Genomic DNA, 24,604 nt, shown 5'->3' on the forward strand with positions numbered 1-24,604 from the left:
AGACAGGCGCCTAAGAGCGGCGGCCGACAAGGCAGGCGCTTCACTGCACCTACCCGTAAATCGTCCCAACTAAAAGTGCCAAACCAAAGCCCTTATTTCAATCGCGCCAGGAGCAGACTTCGACCCAAGTTTGATTGGACTGACGGATTCGGATCCAAAAGCTGCTATAAGGAACCACTTGAAGTTTCGAGTGCGGTTCCAGTCGAGCCGTTACGCAACTTTAGGAGCACATACCTAGAACATATTAGCCATTCGCCTCAATTGGCGAGACCAATGGGGCATGCGCGTTTGGAAAGGCCGATTGGAGTGGTTGTTGATTGGGCACAAAATCTTAAGGCAGATTGCGACAGATCCTTCTGGTCTGAACCTCTTCTATTACGCTAACCGCCGAATCGGTCGGCGCGACACGCGTGAGACGGAAGTCGGCCTTACTAAGAAGGGAGCGGTATTCAGCCTTATTCCGCTCCTGGCCAAAGCGGTCCGCGGCCGATGGCTTGTTAAAGTGCTACCTTAGCAACCAAATCGAGCGTGGGAAGCGTTGGCGGGGACTTTATGCTAGTCTGTACCAAGGGAGACTGGCGCTACATGGGCGAGATGCGGAAAATAGCAGCGATTCTGGTCTCCGACGTGGTCGGCTACAGTCGGCTCGCCGGTGCCGACGAGGATCGCATCCTGGCAAGGTTGCGAACCCTGCGCAGCGATTTGATCGATCCGACAATCGCCGTGCATCATGGCCGCGTGGTCAAGCGCACCGGCGACGGGAGCCTCGTCGAGTTCCGCAGTGTCGTGGACGCCGTACGCTGCGCGATCGAAGTGCAAAATGCTATGGTCGAGCGCAATGCAGGCCTGCCGCCCGAACGCCGTATTGAATTCCGCATCGGTATCCATCTTGGCGACGTTGTGGAGGAGAGCGACGGGGATCTGATGGGTGACGGCGTCAATATTGCCGCGCGCCTTGAAGGGATTTGCGAGCCAGGCAGTATCTGTCTCTCCGAACCGGCGTATTGGCAGGTCAAGGCAAGGCTCGATCTTGTGATCGACGACCGCGGTGCAGTGCAGCTCAAGAATATCACCGACCCGGTCCGCGTTTATTCGCTGCACGTTGGCCTTGCCGCCCAGCCGAAGTCTGCGGCATCAGCGGAGACCCACGCGTCGGGAGGACGTGCGGCGTTGCCGTCCATTCCTGACAAACCCTCAATCGCCGTGCTTGCGTTCAACAACATGAGCGGCGACGCAGAGCAGGAATATTTCTCTGACGGTATAAGCGAAGACATCATTACAGACCTCTCTAAGCTGTCTGAGTTGCACGTGATCGCTCGCAACTCATCATTCGTATACAAGAAGGCGGTGGTCTCCGTCCCGGACATGGCCAAGGCGCTCGGCGTCCGCTATCTGTTGGAAGGCAGCGTTCGCAAGGCGGGCAACAGGGTTCGTGTTACAGCGCAATTGATCGATTCGAGTAGCGGCGGACATGTTTGGGCCAGCCGCTTCGATCGCGACCTCACCGACATTTTCGCCGTTCAGGACGAGCTCACGCAGGAAATCGTGTCTGCCCTCAAGCTCAAGCTCACGGCTGGCGAACGGGACCAGCTGGCCCGCGAGCGCGCGGTAAACGTCGAGGCGTACGAATTCCTGTTGCGTGGCCGGGAGCAGAGCCTGGCTTGCACCCGACCCGGAAACATCGCGGCGCGCAACTTGGCAGGGGCCGCCATCGCTATCGATCCGGCATATGCGGCGGCCCGCGCCCTCATCGCCTTCACCCATGTACTTGACTACATCAACGCCTGGAGCACCGATCCTGAGAATTCACTCCGGACCGGGCTGGAGCTCGCACAGCAAGCGGTGGCGATGGACGAGCAACAACCCAACGGTCACTTCGCATTGGGTATGGCTTGCATGTGGAGCCGGGACCTTGACCGCGCTCGGGCAGAGGCGCAACGAGGACTTGCGCTTTCGCCAAACTCAATCGACCTCCTCATGTTGATGGCCCATATCCAGATATTTTCCGGCGACCCTAAAGGCGCGCTCGAGACGCTTGATGCTTCGATGCTGTTGGACCCGCACTACCCGGACGTCCTGTTCCAATTTCTCGCCGATGCGCACTTTTCCCTCGCCGATTATGAGCAAGCGGTTACCGCGCTCAAGGAGCGGCTCGCACGAAACCCTCAGTCGGATATTGCCCACGCCCTGCTCGCGTCCTGCTATGGCCACCTCGGACGACCTGAGGAAAGCCGACGGGCCTGGGAGCAGGCACTCCAGCTGAATCCCGCATTTTCTATTGAACGCCGCCGCCGCGTCCTTCCGTTCCAATACCCGGAGGACTTTCAGCGCCGCGTAGAGGGCCTTCGCAAGGCGGGGCTGGCAGGTTGATGCGCTCCGCGGCCGATGCCTTATTGAGAAGGGCGCGATATAGTCCACAAGTCCAAGCCGTGCGCTGCACGGACAATTCCGCAGCAGGCGTTCGACTTTGCCGTCCGATCCAAACAAAATGATTAGCGCCGAAACGGCAATTGAAAACGCAACGAAGGAGGAGGACATGACGACGGTATTTGTGAGGCATGTGGTCTCTGATTATAAGACTTGGCGAGGGGTCTATGATGCTTTTTCGTCGGTCCAGAAGGCAAACGGTGTTACGGCTGAGGCAGTTTACCAAGCCACCGATAACCCAAACGACGTCACAGTGACGCACGAATTCGCGACGCTCAAAGCAGCTCAGGCGTTCATCAAGCTCGAAGACTTGGCAAAGGCGATGCAAAGCGGGGGAGTGGTCGGGACACCGGCAGTCTGGTTTACCCAAAAGGTTTGACGAAGCGGCGCAAGTCTTTGCACGGGACACTTCCCGTGCGGGTCGCCTCGTGCGCGAAGCTATGGCACATGACAACCTGTCGCCGTTAGAACAGCGTATAAGCAGTCGGCTTGTTGCATTGTCCTGAGCCAGGAAGGCGATTTCAAAGGCACACTGCGGGAAGCGGGGTTTCCAATCTCCAAAGCACCGCATGACGCACGGATGTTCGGCGATCTGAGCGAAGTTCTCACGACGGCTGGCAAAACCCTCGCGGGCTGCGGAAAATCTCGACAAGGCACTCTCGATGGACCCGCCAAGAAACAGCAATCTCAACCTTTCCAAAGCATGGGCCGTGCAGGTCGCGGGCAAACCAGCAGAATCGGTCGCTATCTTTGAGATTCAGACCTTTGCATCACCGATGGCGCAACTCACCAGGGCGATCGGTCTTGCACGCGTTGGCCGGGATGATGAAGCCCGAAAAATGGTGGACAAAGCTCAGGCAATTCCACCGACGATGACCCAAGCTAGCTGGCGTAACCCTGAGCTACTATGCCGACACCGATGGAAATTGCCGATCTCGCCCAGATCGGATTGCCAGACAAGCGGCGGTAATCCGGGAGGAAATATCGAAGTATAATGAGCTCAAGCTCATCGCTCCACATAAGGGCACCTCGACCGCGACGCCGATGCCGCCAAAGCTAAGGAGAGCATCAAGCCCTATCTGGTTCAAATGACCGCGAGAACATGGGACCGCGGGCAGCGACCGAATTCCGATATCTCATGTCAAAAATAACAAGCAAGTCTATCGCCGATCCTTAAGTCCAAGAGCGTTGGGAGGAGCCCGCCGGAAATCCGTCGGGCTCTTCGGGATTATTCGAAATCCTCGACGTTATCCGGCGTGACAAGCCCCGCCCCGGTGTCGACGTTGGCGTCTACCGGGTCACCATGGATAGCCTTGACCACGGTCGCGATGCCGAGCTCCCCATCTTCGCGGGAAATTGCGCGACGCTCGCATCTTCCGTTCCGGCCTTGATCGCTTCAAGTTCGCCGCAACAGGCGTCAGAACCCACTCTATTGTTCAAACAGCATATAACCAATTGAAATTGCTTGCAAATTTTTTCCGGCAGCGAGAAAGCTCCGACGCCGGGCCTGTTAAAATGCTACGCTTTTGATTTCAAAGGGAAAATCGGCGCCAAAATTTTTCTGTGGTTTCAGTAACTATCGGGATCAATCGGACGATTTGTACACCTCTCGGCGTCCGGCGACACACCCCAATTCGCTTCTAAAAGTACCGTCATCAAGCCATATCACGCTTAAAAATCGGAGCCATCCCATCAGACGTCAGCGCGACGGCGTCGATAGCTGTCCCTAGGGTCCGGACCCAATAACCGCGTTACCATTTTTGGCCGGTCGTAGTTCAGTGCCTCATTGATGAGGGATTGATATGGCTGATTTCTTCTGGTTTCCGATGCGCAGTGGGCTCGGATTGAGCCGCTACTTCCAACCGATGTGCGTGGCATGCCAGGCGCAGCGCACTATGCTCGCCCAAGTGCAGGATTAATGAGAGCAGACGCCGCCAACCCAATTCTGTCGAATTATCGGCGAGCATCTCGCGACCTAAGTCGCCGGCCCGTAGACGGCGTTGCGCACCTGCCACGGAAAAGCGCCGGACATTCCTTCGAAGGCCGTATTGGTAAGCTGAACCAACGATAGCCCGTTCTTCCTGTCCACAAACCAGTAATGTCCGTAAGCGCCACCCCACTGGATCGATCCTTCGGCTTGGGGGCTGGCAGCTTGTTCACCGTCCGACAGCACGGACCAGCCCAATCCGAATCCCCAGCCCGGACCTTGGGTTGCCGCCTGAGCCCCACATGGTCGGACATCATCAAATCCACTGTCGAAGATCGCAAGATCGGCTCGCCACCTAGCCTGATGGTTTCAAGGAAAGTCACTATATCGGTCGCGGTTCCGACCATTCCCGCCCCACCGGATTGATATGAGGCGGGATCGAGAGCTCTGCTCGGTGCAAAACTGCATCGTCCATCGTAGAGCGGAACCAGGACGCCATCCGTCATGCGAGCCGGCTCGGCGGCACCATCAGCGTAAGGCGTCACCAGTCTTGTGTGATCGGCTACCACGAAGCCCGTGTCCTTCATAGAAAGGGGCAGAGTGACGAACTGCTCAACCAACTCGCCAAGCGACATTCCTGTGGCCACCTCGGCGACCGCGCCGAGGACGTCGATTGATAGCGAATAGCGCCAGCTGCTTCCTGGTCTAAAGGCCAGGGGCGCTTGGACGAGACGAGCAAGATTGTCCTCGACCGACAACCCTGGCTGATCAAGGCCATCCGAAATATCCAGTTGGTGATAGGCATGGCCCGGCTGCTCCAGGAACCGATAGCTGAGACCCGCGGTGTGGGTCAGCAGTTGGCGGATAGAAATTGTTGGGGTGGTGCCATCCTGTAGACGCGGCTGGAAATCGGGTAACCAGCGCGTGACGGTATCATCGAGATTTAGGATGCCCTGTTCAACGAGCCGCATGATGACGGTCGAAACGATCGGCTTGGTGATGGACGCCAGACGGAAAATTGCGTCCTCGGCCATGGCCTTGCCCTCCTCCCGGTCGGAAAGGCCGGCGGCGCGTCCGTAGACGAGTTCACCATCCAGCATGACCAGTATCACGCCGCCGACGATCCGATACTCCGCGATTGCGGTCTCAAGAACGCAGTTCAGCCGTGACGAAAGTCCATCAATGCTTTCGGATTTAAGAAGACTCATCATTGCGCTCCTCATATAATCACAATGACCACTCCTTATATCCAGTCGAACCATATTTCTAGAGTGAACATTATGATAAATAAACTGGAACCCAAAAAACCCCGTGGCCGCCCCCGCGCCTTCGATCGCGACGAGGCGTTGAAGGCGGCAACGCTCACCTTCTGGCGCCTGGGCTATGAAGGCACGTCGATCGCCGACCTGACGGCTGCGCTGGGAATTACGCCGCAGAGCCTCTACGCGGCATTCCGCTCCAAGGCCGAGCTCTACCGCGAGAGCCTTGCGTTTTACGGAAACGGACTGGGCACCATGGTTGCGCCTTCGCCTTTCGAGGCCCCGGATGTGATAGAAGCCTTTCGTCTCTTCCTCGAAAGTTCGGCCCGGGAATTTACCCGCCCGGGCATGCCGCATGGCTGCATGATATCAACCGCCACACTGACCTGCGCGGTGGAAAACCAGGACATCGCTGACCATGTCGCGTCGTTGCGCGGCCAGACGCTGCAACGTGTCCGCGATCGCCTGGCAAAAGGCGTGGCGGATGGGCAGCTTTTGCCGGAGACCGACATCAAAGCGCTTGGCCGGTTTGTCGGCGCCATGATCCAGGGCATGTCCGTTCAGGCCCGCGACGGTGCCGGCGAGGCCGAACTTCTGGCGGTGGCCGCACTTGCCATCGATCAGTTGCGGCGCCACGCTATTCCGCCGTCCAGCCCCCATCGATGATCAGCGAGGCGCCTGTCATCATCGCAGCCGCATCGGAGGCAAGAAAGACGACCGCGCCCATGAGATCTTCGGCTTTGCCGAGCCGGCCGAGCTTGATTTTGGACATGATCGCGCTTCGAAATGCCTCATCCTCGAAAAACGGCCGAGTCATGGGGGTATCAATGAAGGTCGGCGCGATGGTATTGACCCGAATGCCATACGGCGCCAGTTCGACGGCCATGGCCTTGTTCAAACCCTCGACGGCGTGCTTCGAGGCGCAGTAGAGCGTACGGTTCGCGGCCCCGACATGACCCATTTGCGACCCGATATGGATAATCGAGCCCCGGACGCCCTCCGCAATCATCCGCCCGGCAACGTGGCGAGAGATAAAATAGGTCGCGCGTACATTGAGATCGAAGACTGCGTCGTAGTCGTCTACGGTCACTCCGGTCATGGGCTTGGGCCTGTTGGCGCCCGCATTGTTGACCAGGATGTCGAAGGGCGGCAGCGCCTCCAGCAGGCGCTCGCAGCCGTCTAAATCGGTGACATCCATCGGAAGGGCGTGCGCGCTGCCACCCTTCGCGCGAAGCCGGGCGGCAACATCATCCACCTCGCCAGCGGTTCTAGCTGCGAGCCAGGTCTCCGCGCCGGCCCCAACCAGCGCCGCCGCCAATGCGACACCGATGCCGCGACCTGCGCCGGTCACCAGCGCACGCCTTCCGTCCAGGTCTAGAGACGGCATCGAGGGTAGCGCCAGGGCGGCTGTCATTCGGCCGCCTGCGCGTAGCCGACATTGCGTCCCCCATAGCGCCGAACTCGGACATTGGCCTGTTCGGCATGACCAAGGAAACCTTCCAGCACGCAGAGCCGCGAGCAATATTCGCCGACCAGCGCCGACGCTTCGTCTGTCAGGACCTTTTGATAGGTGCAGGTCTTGAGGAATTTCCCGACCCACAACCCGCCCGTATAGCGGGCCGCACCAAGCGTCGGCAGCGTGTGGTTGGTACCGATGACCTTGTCGCCATAGGCGACATTGGTGCGGGGGCCGAGGAAGAGCGCACCGTAATTCGTCAAGTGTTGGAGAAAGTGGTCCGGATCGGTCGTCATGACCTGCACATGCTCGGAGGCGATACGATCGGCCTCGGCAACCATTTCCGCCAAGGTGTCGCAGAGGATGACCTGCCCATAGTCTTTCCATGACCGCCGCGCCAGCACGGCCGTCGGAAGTATATCGAGCAGCCGGTCGATCTCTGCCATGGTGTCGCGCGCGAGCTTTTCGGAATTAGTGAGCAGCACGGCGGGCGAATTCGACCCATGCTCGGCCTGCCCCAAGAGATCGGTGGCGCAGAGTTCGCCATCGACCGTCTCATCGGCGATGATCAACGTCTCCGTGGGGCCGGCCAGCAGATCGATGCCGACCCGGCCGAAAAGCTGCCGCTTGGCTTCAGCGACATAGGCGTTGCCCGGGCCGACGATAAAGTCGACGGGCGCGATCGTTTCTGTACCGAGCGCCATGGCCGCCACTGCCTGGACACCACCGAGGATATGGATCTCGTCCGCACCGGCAAGTGCCATAGCAACGATGACCGCTGGTGCCGGCCGGCCATCGAACGGCGGCGTCATGGCCACGACGCGGCTGACGCCGGCGACCTTCGCGGTGATGATGCCCATATGCGCCGAGGCGACCAGCGGATATTTGCCGCCCGGCACGTAGCAACCCACGGAGCTCATTGGGATGTTGCGATGGCCGAGAATGACACCGGGAAGCGTTTCAACCTCAAGATCTCGGATGCTGGCGCGCTGATGTTCGGCGAAACGCCGCACCTGAGCCTGGGCGAACTTGATGTCCTCAATCTCGCCGGCACTCAGTTCGGCAAAACAGGCGTCGATTTCCGCCTGCATTAGCCGAAACGTCGCCGGCTTCCATTTATCGAACTTCTCAGACAATTCGGCGACGGCCGCGTCCCCGCGCGCCTCGATCTCAGCGATGATCGCCTCGACGGTCGCCTTCACCTGATGGGCATCGGCGGCCTTTTCCTGCCCGGTCCTGCCCGACTTCAATGTCCGGATCATGATATGTCCTTTTCGTTCCGATTGAGGCCAGGCGGCGACACCGCCCGGCGGGGATGATCAGTTTTTCCAGCCCGCGTAATCGCCGACGGTTTCGCGGCTCACCAGGCCGGTAGGCGCCTTGATGCGAGCGTCCGCCGGTTTCTTGCCGGAGAGTATCTCGAAGCCGATTTCCGCAGCTTTGTAACCAAGCCCGTAGGGGTCCTGGCTTGCCGAGGCCATCACCATCGTATCGGCCTTCAGCGTGGCGACGATTTCGGGGCTTCCATCGAAGCCGACGATAGTGAGGCCCTTCGCATTGGCCTGGCGCGCTGCCAGATCCGCGCCGATCGCCATCGGATCGCTGATGGCGAAGACGCCGTTGATGTCGGCATTCTGCTGCATGAGGGTCTGCATGACGGCGAAGCCCTGCTCGCGCGAAGAGTCCGCCTGCTGGTCAGCCAAGACCTTGATATTCGGAAATTTTTCGAGTGCGGATTTGCAGCCCTTGACGCGGTCGATGACGCCCTGCACCTGAGGACCATTGATCAGCACGACATTGCCTTGGCCACCCAGCTTTTCGCCCATGTATTGGCAAGCGAGGTGCCCGCCCTGGAAATTGTCGGTCACGATGTTGGCATCCGCGGCATTGGCGGCCGCGTCCATCCCGACGACAACCACGCCGGCCGCCTGTGCCCGCTTGATAGCCGGCGTCAATCCGTCCGGATCGGCGGCAACGAGAATGATCAGTTTCTTGCCCTGAGCAATGAAATTGTCGATCAGGTCAAATTCCTTGTTGAGATCGTTCTCGTAGGATGCGACCGTGACGTCGGCGTTGGGATTGATCGTCTTGATGCCCGCTTCCGCCCCGGCGGCAAGCGATACATAGAACGGATTGCCCAGCGGCCCTGAAATGATACCCGCCGAGTCGAGATCGGCGGCAGCGGCGTGAGTGGCAATAGCCACCAGTGCCGCGGCAGTGATTGCATGCAGTTTCATATATTCCTCCCAGTGTTGTGCCGAACTGCCGGCTTTTTTCGAATGCGGCCCTATTTCCGGGACGCCCGAATGCGATCGAGCGCGACGGCACCGATGATGACCGCGCCCTTGATGATGTATTGCCAGATGTCGGGTACGCCGGTGAGGATGAGCCCGTTGGATAAGACCGCGATGATGAGCGCCCCTACCACCGTTCCCCAGATCGAGCCGACACCACCGACGAAACTCGTGCCTCCCAGGATCACGGCCGCGATTGCATCGAGTTCGTAGGCCTGTCCCAGCTGGATGCCGTTGGCCGAATAGAGCCGCGACGCGGACATGATGCCGCCAAGGCCTGCCATCAGGCCAGAATACGCATACACAAACAGCACGATGACCCAGACACGTATGCCCAAAAGTGCTGCTGCCGCCTCGTTGCCGCCAATCGCATAGATCCGCATGCCGAGCACGGTGAAGCGCAGTATGATCCAGCTGATAAGTACAGCGCCGACAGCGATCACGATGAGCAGGCTGATGCCGAACAGGGTCTCGTTGCCGATGAAGGCGAAGGGCAATTCCGTATTGGTCAGAGTTCTGTCGCCGCCGATCAGTCGCGCGAGGCCCCGGATCGCAGTCAGTGTGCCGAGTGTCACGATGAAGGGTGGTAGCTTCAGCGCGGCGATCAACCCGCCATTGAGGAGACCGCAGCCGATACCGGCCAGCAGGCCGGCGGCAAGCGCGAAGTCCGACATGCCAGGCGCCAAGCTTACAGCGACCGAAACCATTGCCGCAGCGGCCAATATAGAGCCGACTGACAGATCAATCCCGGCGGTCAGGATGACCAGCGTCATGCCGCAGGCGAGAACCATGTTGATCGATGCCTGCTGGGTGACAAGCGTGAGGTTGCTTACCGACAGGAAACGGCCACTGGCGAGGTGAAAACCGATCGCGATGATGATGAGAACAGGCAACATCCCCAGAGCCTGGAGGATGTCGCCTCCCCGGAACCGGTTCTGCCGCGGAGGGATCTGCACGACGGTGTCTGCCGTTAGTTCAGTGGACATTGTTGGTGGCCTCCCTGCCCGTCTGGCCTGTCCCCATCGCAAGGGCAATGATGCCCTCCTCGGTCAGGCTCTCGTCCGATTGCGTATTTCCAATCTCGCCGGCGAGTGCCCCTTCGCGCATCACCAGTACGCGATCGGCAATGCCGATCAATTCCGTCAACTCCGAGGAGATGACGATGATGCCGACACCACGCTGAGCGAGGTCGTCGATGATCGTGTAGATTTGGCTTTTGGCGCCCATATCGACGCCACGCGTGGGCTCGTCGAGGACAAGAACCTTCGGCGCACCCTGAAGCAAACGCGCCAGCAGCACCTTCTGCTGGTTGCCGCCCGAAAGCCGCCCGATCTTCTGATACTGTCCGCTGGTCCGGATGGAGAAGTCGCGTATAGCAACGTCAGTTCGCACACGCGCCTTGCGGCCATTTCGCCAGACGCCACCGCACGCGTCAAAGCCCGAGATCGAGATGGTCAAGTTGTCGCGAACATGCATGTTCATGAAGAGGCCGAGCGCCCGCCGATCCTCGGTAAGGTACGCCAGGCCAGCGCGGCCAGCGGCAGCGAGATCGTTGGCAGGAATGTCCTTGCCATCTACCCGCACATGCCCGCCGCTTCTTGCGTCAATACCGCAGATCAGCCGTGCAAGCTCGGTGCGGCCCGATCCGGCCAGACCGGCGATGCCAAGCACTTCACCGCGTTGCAGCGAAAAGGACGCTGGTTCGACCACGCCGCGCCGCTCGATGCCCGTCACTTCCAAAAGCGGCTTCGTCTCGCCATTGATCGATCGACGCTTTTTTCTGTAGAGGGTCGAGAGATCGCGGCCGACCATCATCCGCGTCAGCCGCTCGGCGTTGATCTCGCCTTTGGCGAGCGTGCCGACCAAACGGCCATCACGCAGCACCGTCACCCTGTCGGACAGCGAATAGACCTCATCCATCCGATGGCTGATATATATGATGCCGACGCCACGGGCGCGCATCCGGGCGATGATAGCAAACAGTCGGTCGGCCTCCCGGTTGGATAAAGCGGTCGTCGGCTCGTCCATGACTACGATCCGGGCCGAGGACTGTACCGCGCGCGCGATTTCCACGATCTGTCGCTGGGCGAGTTCAAGCGAAGAGACCCGCACATCCGGACCAAAATCGGCGCCGAGTTCATCGAGCGCCTTGTGCGTCCTAGTACGCATGGCCGCACGATCTGCAAAAATGCTGTGCCGCGGTTCATGTCCGAGAAAGATATTCTCGGCCACCGTCATATTCTCCGCTAGGTTCAGCTCCTGATGGATGATGGCGATTCCGGCTTCCGCAGCCTGCCTCGGATTGGCAAGCATCAGGTCGACGCCGTTGATAGTCATTCGCCCCCCCGCATCGGGGCGGTAGATCCCGCCGATGACCCGCACCAGCGTCGACTTGCCAGCCCCGTTTTCGCCCATCAGGGCGTGGAGTTCGCCTTGGCGGAGCTCGAACGAAACACTATCAAGCACCTTCACACTGCCGAACGATTTGGAAATCGCATCAAGGCCGAGTAACGGCGGCGGAGTCACATCTAGGGCCATGGCGATAACCTTGGTTAGTAAATAGATATATGCATGAATAATAGATTATTTATGCACACGATGAGTTGCAGCTGCGCGTTTGACGCCTGGGCTAGTAACTAGGTCATGTCCTTCAGAGCTTCGATAACGATTGACGTCGTCTTTTCGAGATGCGCGGTGATGAGCCCGCGAACCTCATCCTTGTCGTGCTTCAGCACGGCGGTCGCGATGGCGTCATGTTCAGTTTTCACGTCACGTTTGACCCGGGCGACCGGCACGGACACCTGCCTGTAGCGCTCGCTCTGATCGTAGAGTTGGCTTCGCATACGCAACAACCATCTGTTGTCGCAGGCTGCCACAAGTGCCGCGTGAAAGGCATGGTGCGCTTTGGCCCAGGCCGGATCGAGTAGCGTTGTTCCTTCGAGGATATAGGGCGTATTACTTAGCCTGTGCAGGGCTGCGACGATCTCCGTCTCCCAGTCGAGCGTCCGATGGTCGATCGCCGAGCAGATACATTCCTGCTCGATTTTGATACGCGCCGCAGTGAGTTCCCGTAGGTCTTCGATCGAAACCTCTGCTACGGCATAGCCGCGCTGTTCAAAGGCATCGACGAGACCTTCAGCAGAAAGTTTCGAGAGCGCCTCCCGAACGGCTCCGAGGCTGACGTCCATTTCAGCGCAAAGCGCCTGGATATTGATTTTGGCCCCGGGCCGCAACGTACAAGCGATAATCTGATTACGCAGCCGCGTGTAGACATCGTTCGCGATCGTCTTCTTGATTTTCAGCGCTGCGTTTTGCATTTTGGTCGCCCGGACAGGATAACGTGTTCAGCATTGCGGTATTGAACCGCAGGTTTGGCAATATCTGTGAAACAGTTCAAGGCATCCGACTCCAAACCGCATCGCCATCCATAAGAATGACCTCCCGGCTACGGATCGCGAGCCCAGCCTCGGCCTCAAATGCCGCGAAATAATCCGAGGTCGAGGCCCTCACCTTGAAACTCTCCGCCGTTTCAGCCCATAGTTCTACGAGCATGATGACATCGGGTTCGAGCCCCTTGAACACACGGGCCTCGAGAAAGTTCGCATGCCGGGAGGTTTCCCCAAAGAGATTGCAGAGGGCGTCGAGAACTTCATCGCGCCGACCGCTCTCGGTTTCGAGTTTGACGACAATACCAAGCTGATTGCTGTCTTGTGTCATCGGCGCGGCTCGCGTGCTTCGTAGTTGATAGTGAAGTCGTCCGGCGGGGTTGGTCCCCAGATGTAGAAGGAATCTTCCGGGTCGTGGTCTTGTGCCTGCCACGCAACGTCCGCGGGGACATAGTCGATGTCGCAGGAGTATTCGGCATAACTGCCCCAGGGATCGCGGACATAGTGGAAGAAGTTGGAGCCCAGCACATGGCGGCCCATGCCCCAGCCCTTCTCGAAACCGCGATCAGCCATCTGCATTGCACCAAGTCCCACCTGGTCGAGCGACGGCACGTCCCAGCTCGTGTGATGCAGGCCCGGTGCGTCGGATTTGACGAAGGCGATCAAATGGTGGTCGCTGCCGTGCTTGCCATGTAGGAAGGCGATTTCCCCGCTCACCTGATCCGAAAGCCCGAGACCAAGCACGCGCGTATAGAAGTCGACCGCCTTCATGACATCGCGCGTGAAGACGAGGATATGGGCAAGCCTCGTCGGCCGCACCCGCGCCGCTTTGCTTCGAAGCGGCGCTCCGGCATTGCCGGGAGCAGAGGATTGGTGGATGCCGTGCGACTTGAAATCCGGCGACGTCTTCCGCGAAACCGTCAGCTCCAACAGGTTTCCATCATGGTCGCGAAACCAGAGGCCGTTGGAGTGAAAGCCTGGCGGAGGTTGCAGCAAGGTGCAGCCATTGGCTTCGACGTGGCGCTTAAACCGCTCGAGATCTGCCTCGAAGATGCCGAAGGATAGGTGCTGGAGCTGCTTGTTGTGACTGCCCTCGACGAAATATCCCCAGTCTGTGTCGTAGCCTTCCGTCCGGACGGCATAGCCTTGACTACGATTGGCCACCTCTAGCCCGAATGCCGTGTGAAAACGCTCGGCCTCATGAAGATCGGGCACGCTGATGACGAAATGGTTGAGCGAATGAACGCCCAGATGGCCCTCTCCCGGCTTGCTTGCCGCCCTCGTTCGGATCGCAGTCATCGTTTTCCTCCTCCCAAATCCTTGCCCGTGTCAGGCGGCTTCCCGGATAATCGGATTCGAAAGCAGCCCCACGCCTTCGATCTCTACCTCGCAAACATCACCATCCTTCATATAGAGCCGGGGCTCGCGTGCATGGCCCACACCCGAGGGCGTTCCACTGACGATAACGTCGCCGGGCTCGAGCGTCATGGCTTCGCTCAGATGCGATATGGTCTGGGCGAGATCGAAGACCAGCAGATCGGTATTGGACGACTGCACCACCTGTCCATTGAGCCGCGTCTCGATCTTGAGACCGCGCGCACCGGCCGGCAGTTCATCGGCGGTGACGAAGTATGGACCGAAGGCTCCGGTATTGTCGAAGTTTTTACCGATCATCCATTGCGGGGTTTTAAACTGATACTCCCGGACTGAGCCATCGTTGAACACAGAGTAGCCGGCGATGAAGCTCAGCGCCTGATCCCGCGTGATCCTGCGGCCACGCTTTCCGATGACGACTGCGAGTTCGCCCTCAAAATCGAGTGTCGCGGACACAGCCGGCTCGACAATCGGCGCGCCATGACCCACGAGCCCACTGGCGAAGCGCCCGAAGAAAGTCGGAAAGGTCGGCTGCACGAAGCCGCTCTCGGCCGTGTGGTCGCGGTAGTTGAGGCCGACGCAGACCATTTTGGCCGGACGCGGTAACGGCGGTAGAAACTCGACACTCGCCTCCTCGAAGCTCCGCCCCTTCCCAAGCGCATTTGACAGCGTCTGCATGCCCTCTGCTCCGAGGCCGATGAACTGCGCCAGCTCGCCCGGATAGCCGGCCTGGTTGGACAGGAACCCCGTGATGACCGAACCGGTCTTGACGCCGAGGCCGATAGTTCCATTGTGTTTGAATTTTGCAAAACGCACGTCCGCAACCCTCCGAATTTCTGACTCATCCTAGTAAAATATATTTTATTGTCAATAATATTTTATCTCATTGCGATCGCCGCCTCGACTGATCGAAATAGACAATGAAAACGATCAGAAAGCCGGTCACCATCTGCTGAATATAAGGGTTCACGTTAAGCAGGTTGGCGCCATTGGCGATCGTCGTCAGCGACATCGCGCCGAGCAGCGATCCAATGACGCCGCCCACCGCACCAAAGAGCGAGGCGCCGCCTATGACCGAGGCCGCGATGGATTGCAGCTCCCAGCCCATGCCGGTCGTGGCGAGGCCAATTGAAATGCGGCTCGCGGTCAGGACGCCAACAAGGGCGGCGAGCGTCGAAGACAGCGCATAGACCAGATAGAAGGTCCGATCGACATTGACCCCGCTCAGCCGCGCCGCTTCGGGACTGCTGCCGACGGCGAAGATATACCGCCCCCAGCGCGTATGGCGCAGCAACACATAGATCGGGATGCCCACCAGCACCACGACCCAGAACAGGTTGGGGACGCCAAGAAAGGCGCCGCGCGCGAACCCCGTAAACTCCTTCGGCAATCCTGATATGGTGGCGCCATCGGTGATCAGCAATCCGAGCCCCGTCAAAATCGAAAGCGATGCCAGCGTGATGATGAAAGGCGGGATGCCGAAACGCCGGATCGCTATTCCGTGATAGAGCCCGACCAGGAAACCGAAGCTCAGCGTCAGCAGCACCGCCGCCGGAATGGGCATGCCCGCCTTCATCATCAGCGATACGAGCACGCTCGAAAGCCCGACCATCGCACCGACTGAAAGATCGATGCCCGCCGTGATGATTACCAGCGTCTGGCCGATGGCGAGGATCGACATCAGCGCCGTCTGGCGGAAAAGATTGGTGATGTTGCTAGCGCCCCAGAAGGTCTCGGTGGCCATGGTCAGCGCCAGCCATAGAATGGCCAGCAGAAGGAACAGCGTCAGCTTGCGCAGGCTGACCCTCAGGCTGGATATGCGGTCGCCCAACCCGGATGCGGTAACGACTTGGCTCATGTCAGGCTCCAATGGCTTTGGCAAGAATAACGTCATGTCCGACTTGCTTGTGGGCAAACTGTGCGACCTGCCGCCCTTCCCGGAAGACATGCAGCGAATCGGCGAGGTCGTAGACCTCGGGCAGATAGGATGAGATTATGATGACGCCGGCGCCCTTCTGCAGCAGTTGCGCGATCGTCTTGTAGATTTCGGCCTTCGCCGCGACATCGACGCCGACCGTCGGCTCGTCGAAGATGAAGATATCGGCGCCATGCTCGAGCCATTTGGCGATCACGACCTTCTGCTGGTTGCCGCCGGAAAGACGGCCGACGGTCATTGCCTCCGAGTTCGCCGCGACCTTCAGACGGCTCATCCATTGTCGCGCGCGCCGCTGTTCCTCGACGGTGTCGATGACGCCGAACCGGCTGAGCGCCGGCAGGTTCGCCAGGCTGATATTGCTGCCGACGTCAAGCTGGAGGCAGAGCCCCTCATAGCGGCGGCTCTCGGGAATGAGCGCCATACCAGCCTCGATTGCATCGCTCTCGCGCCGGATCCTGACCGATTTGCCGCCACGCCGGATCGTGCCCGCGGACGCGCTTGTCCGTCCGAAGACAGAACGCACGAACTCCGATCGGCCGGAGCCTACAAGACCGAAAAGTCCCACGATTTCGCCACCCTTGACAGTCATCGAGATGTTGTCGAAGCCGGGCCCACTGAGACCTTCGATCTCAAGCAGCGTTTCACCAATGGCGACACTTTCCTTGTGGTGGATATCGCCGATCGGCCTCGCCGCCATTTCGGCGATAAGCGCGTTTGGCGTCGTCTCTTGGATGGGCCGGGTGGACAGCAATTGTCCGTCGCGCAGCACGGATACCCGATCCGCCAGCTCGAAGATCTCCTCCATCCGGTGGCTAATATAGACGATCGCCCGGCCCTCTTTTCGGAAACGGCGGATCAGAGTGAAGAGAAGATCGGCTTCGCTGCGGCTGAGATAGGCTGTCGGTTCGTCGAAAATGACGAGCTCGCTTTGATAGATCGCCGCGCGTGCGATAGCGACCAGTTGCCGCTGGCCAATTGACAGATCGAAGAGCAAGTTGCGGCTATCGATCGAAAAGCCGAGATCATCGAGAATCGCCTGGGCCTGCCGCTCCATGTCCCTGGCGCGCAGCAATCCGTATCGCCCGGCCTCGCAGCCGAGAAAAAGGTTCTCGGCCACCGTGAGATGGGGACAGAGCAACATCTCCTGGTTCACGGCGTAGATGCCGAGGGCAAGCATGTCCCTCGGCCCGCTGACGCGGAGCGGCAATCCTTTCCAGAAAAGCTCCCCCGCCGACCGGGCGTAGGCACCAACCATGATCTTAATGAGGGTCGACTTGCCGGCACCGTTTTCACCGACGACGGCGTGGATCTCCCCCGCCTTGAGCGCGAGGCTGACATTCCTGAGCGCATAGGTGCCGCCAAAGTGCTTGTCGATATTCGCCAGCCTAACAAGAGGCGTGCCGGAGGCGCCTCCCGATGCTGGCGCCGTGATCCGCATGGTCATCTCAGTTGATCTTCGGATTGAGAAGTTCCTGGGACCGCGGTTCGCTCATATTGGCCTTGGTGATGATATTTACACCCGTGTCGATCCGCGGATTGACCTTCTCGCCCTTCGAGGCGGCATAGGCGGCCTTGACGCCCTCATAGCCCATGCGGAACGGATCCTGGACGATGAGCGCCGCGATGGCGCCGTTGGCGAGGAACTCGACCAGCTTTTCGTCACTATCGAAGGCCACGACCTTGACTTTGTCCTGGACATTGTTCTCCAGCACCGCCTGGCCGGCTCCTGCGCCCATAATGAGATCCGGCGCGAAGACGCCACGGATATCCGGCGTGGAGGTCAGAAGATCGGTCATGATGTTGACCGCGGTGGTCGCCTGTCCGTCGGCGATGCGTTCGCTGACCAGTTCGAGCTTGGGATAATCGCTTGCGAGCTTCTCCTTGAAACCCTTCAGGCGCTCCTCGAACGTGGACTGGCCGGCAAAGCCCAGGATGCCGGCGACCTTGCCCTCCGGGGCACCATGGGCATTCCTGATCGCATCAGCAAGCGCGACCGCGGCTTGCCGACCGCCTTCTATATTGTCGGTAGTCACCATCGCCGTCACCGCGGACGAGTCGGCGGAAGAATCCACCGTAATGATGGGAAGGGAACCGGCCGCATCGGTGATTGGCCCGCCCAGCGCCCAAAACTCGAGCGGCGAGATGACGATCGCAGTCGGCGTGTTGGACACGGCGTTCTCGAGGATGCTGATCTGTCCTTGGATGTCGCTGAACGAGGTGGGGCCGAGTACGGGCATGTCAATGCCGAGCTCCTTGGCAGCCTTTCGGGCGCCCGCGGTAACGATCGAGAAATAGTAGTTGGACGTGTTCTTGACGATCAGCGGGATCGTTTCGGCTGCGAATGCGCTTCCGCTCGATACAGAAGCCAGAAGTGCGGTGACTATTGCGAAGCGTTTCATGATCTCCCTCCCTGTGTGGCGGCTCCCATCCGCCGGCGACCTCTTTACGGCAGGGCGATGCAATTTTCAACATAAAAATATATTTTTTTATTTTTAATCTATTTATCTTGACAGTACTGGGCGCGCCGTGGCTCTTGATAGACACCACTCTGGCAATCCCGGGAGGAAACTATGGACTTCGTGTTTTGGCCGGCCTCGGTCCGCGTCTACGGCTTTCGCGAGCACCTCGTCGCCGCAAAAGCGGGGCACTTTACGCATCTGGCGATCGATCCGATCACTTACCGCAAGACACGCGCATCCGGACTGTCGGCAAAGGACATGCTGATGATGGCCGACGACCATGGCCTGACCGTCAGCCATCTTGACACCGTGACTGATTGGGCGCCGATCAGGGTGCCCAAAGAGGTCAACGACGCGCTCCGCGAACGTTTCGATGTTTCCGCCGACGAGTGTTTCGCCATCTCGGAGGATCTAGGCCTCACCGACATGCTGGCGGTGGCGGGCTATGATCTCGGTGCGGTGTCCCATGCCCGACTGGTCGATGGTTTTGGCGCACTCTGCGACCGCGCGCGGCAGGCCGGCATCTGGGTCGATCTCGAGTTCATGCCCTTCTGGGGCCTCCCCAATCTCGAGGATGCCTGGGCCATTGTCCGCGACGCCGATCGCGTCAATTCCGGCATCCTGATCGACACCTGGCATTTCCCGCGCGGCAAGCTCGACCTCGATCTGCTGCGCGCGATACCGGACCGCTTCATCGCCTCATCGCAGGTCTCTGACGCGACAAAAGAGGTCCGCGGCACATCCCTCTTCGACGATACGGTCCGCTATCGAAAATTCGCCGGTGAAGGCGAACTTCCCGTCCGAGAGATACTTGAAATCCTCTTGGCGAAGGGCCTGCGCAATGTCGGGCCAGAGGTCTTCTCGGACGAAGCGGATCAAATGACGCCGGAGGCCTCAGGCGAGAGAGCCGGCAGCACGCTGCGTCGGGTATTGGAGGCAGCAGGGGCGAAACTTTCACCCGAGGTATTGCGAGTCTGATTCTCGCCGGAGCGTCGACCTCGACCGGTTCAATCTGTTCGTGGAAAAAAGCGCAGAATGCTTCACGAAGATATTTCCAGTAAGATAAACCGCCCAAAACACCCATGCCACAAGGGGATTCGGCACCAGTATCTACTTGGATTCAACATTTTGGTTAAGAACTGGCAGCGCAGTCGGGTGCATTTCTGGTCGATAGCTACCTATCATCGGCTATCGGAACCGGAATTCCGAAAAAACTTATCCGTTTGCCACCCTTTGCCGCCGTTTCTACTACTCCATAGACCACTCGATTGTTTAAATAGCATGTAACTTATTGAAATCACCTGCAAATATTTTCTCTCGACGAGAAAATCCCGACACTGAGGCCGTCAAAAAGTTACGCTCTTGATTTTAAAGGGAAAATCGCCCAAAAAAATATTTTTAGGTTTCACCAACTATCGAGGTCAATCGGACGATTTTTACACCTCGCAGAGATCGACGTGTGCTCGCCTTCGCCTCGAAAAGTACCGTCACCAATCCATACCACACTTACAATATGAGTGCCATTGGGTCGGGGGCATGCCGTGCACCAGTACCGCATGCCGTCGACTAGACGCTGTAGGTCGTTGCATCGTGCTGCCATCCGTTACGCAATGTCTGCGGCCAGTTCAGCATCGATAACACCAGCCTTTTCAGATTACGCTTCGCCAAGCCCCAGAATGCTTGGGCGTGGGCATCGTCGCGAAGGCGAGCAGGCGTGGGATCGGCCTCATCCTGCCGGTTTTGAACCTTGTCGCGCAACGCCTTGACCTTTGAAAGATAAGTCAGGTCCGCAAATCGGCATTCCGGTCGGCCTTCTGCTCTTGTACCTCCACGGCACAGCGCAACGCATCGACCACGCTGTGGAACTCGACCAGAATTCCGTCGCCCATGGTTTTTACCAGCCGACCATGGTGCGATGCGATGGTAGGCTCAAACACTTCCTTGAGATCGGTTTGGAAACGGGCGCGCGTACCCTCCTCGTCGATCTCGCTCAAACGGCCACAGCCGACGACATCGGCGATCAGGACGGCTGCGAGGTGACGGTCCATGCTCGGTCTTTCGCGGATTGTCTCGCAGTCTACAACAGGTTGTAAGTTGAAGCCATTACTGCCGCCTTCAGGGGCTTGGACGCATGCCACCTCGACATCGCCGACAGGGCATTACTTCGCGTGGGTCCGGCAACCCCGCCTTGGCGAGATCGGCGAGATATGCAGGAGTGGCTCAACGTATTGCGATTGCTTCGTCGTCGGAAATATCGCCATCCTTCTGGATGGTCCAGCCCGGTTTATCTTTGAGAAGCTTTGCAAGGCTGGCGCGTGCCTCGTCCGGCGAGTAGCTCAGGCCGCTTCGTAGTCGGTGAAATTGAGAATCAATTAAGTCGGAACACTTCGGTTAACAACTGTTTCACGGCTGCCTGCGCTGCTTCAGCTGCAGCTTTGTCGTAACGCTCAGTCGAACCAAGTTCCATGCAAGCATCATTGGAGGTGAACGGCTTATTCGTAGCGACGTTGACTATCTTCCCATCTTCTTCACGGCGCTGACAATTGCGAGATGTCTGTGACATTGAACTTGGCACCGAATCAGGGGCGTCAAATCCGTGGTGCGCGCCGGGATATTCGTTCATGACAGCATCCTTTCCCGCAGCATGAAGACGCGTAATGTAGTCACGGCAGGGGGCAGCCAAGGTCTGATTGTCGGCCGAGCCGTGGAATTCGCGGATTGGTGCGTCGGCAACGTCGAGTTCATCGATGAATTGAATGTTGCACGCACCATAAAAGGCAACGTGTGCGGCAATGCGCGTTTTGGTCGGCCCATGGAGCTTTTGAAAGCGACTCAGGCCGGTGTAGAGCGCCGAAGTGCCTCCGCTTGAGTAGCCCAATACAGCAATACGTGACGGATCGATGCGCGGGTGAGCCGCGAGGACATCGACGGCGCGATAAACATCGTAAAACCGCGTGACAAAGCTCAGCTGGGACTGATCTATCGAAAGGTTGACCACTCCGCGTCCGCCGAAACTGTCGAGACGGAACGTGGCAATCCCCATTTTGTTGAGTAAGGCGGACCATCGGGCTCCGATGCTGCTCACAGGTCCAGAGTTGCCGTGCAGAATCACGACAGCAGGTAGTTCCTCATCCCAATTGGGAAATCTAAGCTCTCCCGTCAGAGTGACGGAAACCCCATCTGCGGTTTTTCCCTTCAGAAACTGCTCATCGGTAAGAGTAAGGGACGGAACAATCAAACTCTCATCGGGCGGAAATTTTGGCCTGGCATTCCCGGCGTCTCCGCTCAAAGCGAATGCTACCAAAATGAATAAACTGATGACGGCTGTAACGAAACGTCCCATCACAGAGCACCTCCGGCTCACAACAGCGAACTTAGCACGTTTTGGCATCGATCGCAGCACACGTGTTGTCACTACATGGACGCTCCAACCAAGAAACCGCCCTGTTTGCCACACCGAAAGAGGAGGAACCCTTGCTGCCATAGTGCGTTGGACGAGTTGTGGATGGGGAGGAAAACATGGCTAGGGACGAACCGACTTTGGCGCACTTCGCGTAGAACTGTCGAATTTGCGAGATGACCTAGCCGTGATCGAAAACAGCGATGTTTTCGCCATAAATGCGACTGACAATCAAGAGGCGGTCGATGCCATTAGACATAGGATCGTGGAAATAGAATTTATTCTTGCGCGAAATGACAAATAAGCGGTTCCCTGGCGTAGGCCGCAACCATCGGGATTACTTCATCTATTCGCTTTACCTTGACTCGCCCCCGAAACTTGGGCGCAAACGTTCCCTGAACTCCACGGTCCCTTTAGAAGTCTTCTGTGGACGCCCCGTAAAATGCAAGACAATTTTTGGAATGACGTGCGTGTAGTCGAGCGTGACTTCTGTTCGGCCTCTAATACGGCCATTCAGATGCCGCCGGCCCATATGGGAGTTCGTTGATCGGATCCAAAATCTATAATTCGCGTTCGAGACGCATAGACATTTTCCTGGTTTACCGACCCCGTCTCATCGACTGTTGCGCCATATCAATCCTTCAGCTGCTCTACACTTTCAACGACCTCTGGCGTGAACGCTATACCGTCCCGGCCGGAGCTTTATAAACTTCGCCCTTTGCCATCAGTGCCCAGACAATGCGGGCCATCTTGTTGGCAAGAGAGACAACCACCAGCATACGCGGTTTGCGGGCGATCATGCGTGCCAGCCACGATCCTTTTGGAGCACCCCTGCCGGCCGAAGCTTGCTGGACGACCGCGCTAGCGCCGATGATAAGCAAGCGCCGTAATGTTCGCTCGCCCATTTTGGATGTTCTCCCGATCTTCTGTTTTCCGCCGGTGGAATGTTGCAACGGTGTCAGCCCGACCCAGGCAGCGAAATCACGTCCCTTTTGAAAAGTCGCCGGATCGGGGGCAAGTGCAGCCAAGGCCGTTGCTGTTATCGGCCCAATGCCCGGAATGGTCAGAAGCCTGCGCACGTGCACGCCTTCAATTGAAGACATATTGCGGCCGATAAACGGATGAATGCCACGTTCTGAGATTGGGTTCGGTCTGCTGGCAGCGTGCTAAGGCGGCCAGCCTCCGTTGGCTCGGAAAAATTTCGCGGTCATCAGCCCGAGTTTGAAGACAATGGTCCGGATCGGCGCAATTGGCCGTGGAGCGATCGCATTACGGCCGAATATTTTGGTTCATGTGAAACAGGTTATGAGGATCGTAAGTCCTTTTGACTTCCTGAAGCCGTGCATAGGTTTCCGCACCGTATGCATCCCGAACGAGATTGTCGCCCTCCCCAAGTCCGGGGAAGTTGAGATACATTCGGCCCGTGGAATGGCGCTGCATATTTTGCCAGACATCGCTAACCCAACTGATATTGGCATCGTCATCGCCTGGGCTGGACCAGATCGCATCGAGGCTCAGCATGAAAGGCATAGAACGGTCGCCAAAGGCGGTGGCCTCGGTGGCAACGCGCTGGACCGCACCACCGAATTTCCAAATCGAAGCATAGGTCATTTCCGACGGACGCTTCGTCAGGTGGGTGGTGATCTCTTCAATGACATCGCCGTGTAGGTTCGAAAGGTACGTCGATTTCCAGTAGCAGCGATCCCGACCCTTGGGAAACAACCCGTCATAGAGGGTCTGCAGATCCCGGTAAGGCATCCTGCCGCTGAAATCGAGCAGCGGTTCTCCGAAGCTGCACAAAGGCTGCATGATAAGCTCTCCATCGCCGGCTGGACCATCATAGACCGTGGCGAGTGCCAGGACACGTTTTCCCCAAGTCTCTTCGGGATAGGCTGGATCGCTGGGGATGGTGGAGAATTCGGCCAGCCCGCTCACCTCGTCGGGAGCCTTGGCCATGTAGTCGCGCCATTGCGGCAGGATTTCATTCGCCCGTTCTTCAGGATAGGCGGGAGCGCAGAACATAATCTCGTCGGCGATCGGATGCAGACGGAACTCGAAGTTTACTACAATGCCAAAGTTGCCGCCGCCGCCCTTCAGCGCCCATAGCAAGTCTGGGTTTTCGGTGTCGCTCGCGTGGATTAAACGGCCGTCTGCAGTGACGACGTCGGCGGCAATGATGTTGTCGCAGCTGAGGCCGTGTGTGCCTCTGAGCCAACCGATGCCGCCCGATAGTGTGAGTCCGGCCACGCCTGTCATCGAAATGAGTCCCCCAGGCGTGGCGCGGCCAAACGGTGTCGTTGCTGCGTCAACGTCTGCCCATGTCGCCCCGCCTTCAACATAAGCCCTATCCAGTCCAGGTGCTATCCGAACGGCATTCATGAGCCACATGTCGATCATCAACCCGCCTTCGCAGACGGCATAGCCGGCAACATTGTGTCCGCCGCTTCGGACCGCGATGGAAAGGTCATGAACCCGCGCGTAATTGACGGAGGCCAGCACGTCGGCAGCGTTGCGGCAGCGGACGATCAGGGCGGGTCGCCTGTCGATCATCCCATTCCAGACAATGCGCGCGTCGTCATAGCCTGCATCTCCCGGTTCAAGCAGGTCGCCGCGCAATTCACTGCGGAGTTCTTCATGGGCCATTTCAGTTCCTCCTTGTTGCAGGCAACCTAGCACTCCCTGTCGA

At 58.5% G+C, this 24,604-nt stretch carries 19 protein-coding genes and 3 pseudogenes; 4 read left to right on the forward strand and 18 right to left on the reverse strand.

Annotation, left to right across the window (positions count from 1 at the left end):
• The first annotated feature begins 585 nt into the window (after positions 1-585).
• Positions 586-2,370 (forward strand): adenylate/guanylate cyclase domain-containing protein, encoded by a 1,785-nt coding sequence (locus LB462_RS29880; protein WP_224515624.1) that lies wholly within the window; start codon positions 586-588, stop codon positions 2,368-2,370.
• Between the two features lie 166 nt (positions 2,371-2,536).
• A complete protein-coding gene (locus LB462_RS29885) occupies positions 2,537-2,806 on the forward strand; it encodes a cyclase (protein WP_224515595.1) in 270 nt (89 codons plus the stop codon).
• A 1,596-nt stretch (positions 2,807-4,402) separates the two neighbouring features.
• Here the strand turns inward: LB462_RS29885 and LB462_RS29890 are convergent.
• Positions 4,403-5,577 (reverse strand): annotated as a pseudogene (locus LB462_RS29890) (serine hydrolase domain-containing protein).
• 57 nt (positions 5,578-5,634) lie between these two features.
• On the opposite strand from LB462_RS29890, the gene LB462_RS29895 reads away from it, so the two are divergent.
• A complete protein-coding gene (locus tag LB462_RS29895) occupies positions 5,635-6,279 on the forward strand; it encodes a TetR/AcrR family transcriptional regulator (RefSeq protein ID WP_224515596.1) in 645 nt (214 codons plus the stop codon).
• Here the strand turns inward: LB462_RS29895 and LB462_RS29900 are convergent.
• From LB462_RS29900 to LB462_RS29955, 12 genes are all read right to left on the reverse strand, one after another.
• The gene (locus LB462_RS29900) at positions 6,251-7,027 is read right to left on the reverse strand and encodes an SDR family NAD(P)-dependent oxidoreductase (protein WP_224515598.1); all 777 of its coding nucleotides are present in this window, start codon (positions 7,025-7,027) and stop codon (positions 6,251-6,253) included. The two genes, LB462_RS29895 and LB462_RS29900, sit on opposite strands and share 29 nt — an antisense overlap.
• Positions 7,024-8,331, reverse strand: coding sequence for a histidinol dehydrogenase (hisD, locus tag LB462_RS29905; RefSeq protein ID WP_224515600.1), 1,308 nt, complete (start codon positions 8,329-8,331; stop codon positions 7,024-7,026). The genes LB462_RS29900 and hisD overlap by 4 nt, the downstream gene beginning before the upstream one ends.
• Positions 8,332-8,388: 57 nt before the next feature.
• On the reverse strand, positions 8,389-9,306 hold the full coding sequence (locus LB462_RS29910; protein ID WP_224515602.1) for a substrate-binding domain-containing protein: 918 nt from the start codon (positions 9,304-9,306) through the stop codon (positions 8,389-8,391).
• 50 nt (positions 9,307-9,356) lie between these two features.
• Complete coding sequence (locus LB462_RS29915; RefSeq protein ID WP_224515603.1) at positions 9,357-10,349, reverse strand: ABC transporter permease subunit; 993 nt, start codon at positions 10,347-10,349, stop codon at positions 9,357-9,359.
• Positions 10,339-11,901, reverse strand: coding sequence for a sugar ABC transporter ATP-binding protein (locus LB462_RS29920; protein WP_224515605.1), 1,563 nt, complete (start codon positions 11,899-11,901; stop codon positions 10,339-10,341). Before LB462_RS29920 ends, LB462_RS29915 begins: the two co-directional genes overlap by 11 nt.
• 98 nt (positions 11,902-11,999) lie before the next feature.
• Positions 12,000-12,680 (reverse strand): GntR family transcriptional regulator, encoded by a 681-nt coding sequence (locus LB462_RS29925; RefSeq protein ID WP_224515607.1) that lies wholly within the window; start codon positions 12,678-12,680, stop codon positions 12,000-12,002.
• 76 nt (positions 12,681-12,756) lie between these two features.
• Positions 12,757-13,080, reverse strand: a complete 324-nt coding sequence (locus tag LB462_RS29930; RefSeq protein ID WP_224515608.1) for an antibiotic biosynthesis monooxygenase — start codon at positions 13,078-13,080, stop codon at positions 12,757-12,759.
• A complete protein-coding gene (locus LB462_RS29935; RefSeq protein WP_224515610.1) occupies positions 13,077-14,048 on the reverse strand; it encodes a VOC family protein in 972 nt (323 codons plus the stop codon). Before LB462_RS29935 ends, LB462_RS29930 begins: the two co-directional genes overlap by 4 nt.
• A 30-nt stretch (positions 14,049-14,078) precedes the next feature.
• On the reverse strand, positions 14,079-14,939 hold the full coding sequence (locus tag LB462_RS29940; protein WP_224515613.1) for a fumarylacetoacetate hydrolase family protein: 861 nt from the start codon (positions 14,937-14,939) through the stop codon (positions 14,079-14,081).
• 67 nt (positions 14,940-15,006) lie between these two features.
• Entirely contained in the window at positions 15,007-15,981 is a 975-nt protein-coding gene (locus LB462_RS29945) for an ABC transporter permease (protein ID WP_224515614.1), read from the reverse strand.
• 1 nt (position 15,982) lies between these two features.
• Positions 15,983-17,503 carry a sugar ABC transporter ATP-binding protein gene (locus LB462_RS29950; RefSeq protein WP_224515615.1) on the reverse strand — a complete coding sequence of 507 codons (1,521 nt, stop codon included), beginning with the start codon at positions 17,501-17,503 and terminating at the stop codon, positions 15,983-15,985.
• A gap of 1 nt (position 17,504) precedes the next feature.
• The gene (locus tag LB462_RS29955) at positions 17,505-18,458 is read right to left on the reverse strand and encodes an ABC transporter substrate-binding protein (protein WP_224515617.1); all 954 of its coding nucleotides are present in this window, start codon (positions 18,456-18,458) and stop codon (positions 17,505-17,507) included.
• A gap of 171 nt (positions 18,459-18,629) precedes the next feature.
• Between LB462_RS29955 and LB462_RS29960 the strand changes: the two genes are divergently transcribed.
• Entirely contained in the window at positions 18,630-19,496 is an 867-nt protein-coding gene (locus tag LB462_RS29960) for a sugar phosphate isomerase/epimerase family protein (protein ID WP_224515619.1), read from the forward strand.
• 588 nt (positions 19,497-20,084) lie between these two features.
• Here the strand turns inward: LB462_RS29960 and LB462_RS29965 are convergent.
• The 5 genes and pseudogenes from LB462_RS29965 to LB462_RS29985 form a co-directional block, all read right to left on the reverse strand.
• Complete coding sequence (locus tag LB462_RS29965; protein ID WP_224515621.1) at positions 20,085-20,276, reverse strand: hypothetical protein; 192 nt, start codon at positions 20,274-20,276, stop codon at positions 20,085-20,087.
• Between the two features lie 38 nt (positions 20,277-20,314).
• Positions 20,315-20,566, reverse strand: a pseudogene (locus LB462_RS29970) (adenylate/guanylate cyclase domain-containing protein); the annotation flags it as partial.
• Between the two features lie 320 nt (positions 20,567-20,886).
• A complete protein-coding gene (locus LB462_RS29975) occupies positions 20,887-21,861 on the reverse strand; it encodes a dienelactone hydrolase family protein (protein ID WP_224515622.1) in 975 nt (324 codons plus the stop codon).
• A 737-nt stretch (positions 21,862-22,598) separates the two neighbouring features.
• Positions 22,599-22,994, reverse strand: a pseudogene (locus LB462_RS29980) (transposase); the annotation flags it as partial.
• A 193-nt stretch (positions 22,995-23,187) separates the two neighbouring features.
• The coding region (locus LB462_RS29985) for an FAD-binding oxidoreductase (RefSeq protein WP_370637351.1) at positions 23,188-24,604 on the reverse strand (1,417 nt) is incomplete at its 5' end.

The organism is Phyllobacterium chamaecytisi, from assembly GCF_020164455.1.
Taxonomy (GTDB): Bacteria; Pseudomonadota; Alphaproteobacteria; order Rhizobiales; family Rhizobiaceae; genus Phyllobacterium; species Phyllobacterium chamaecytisi.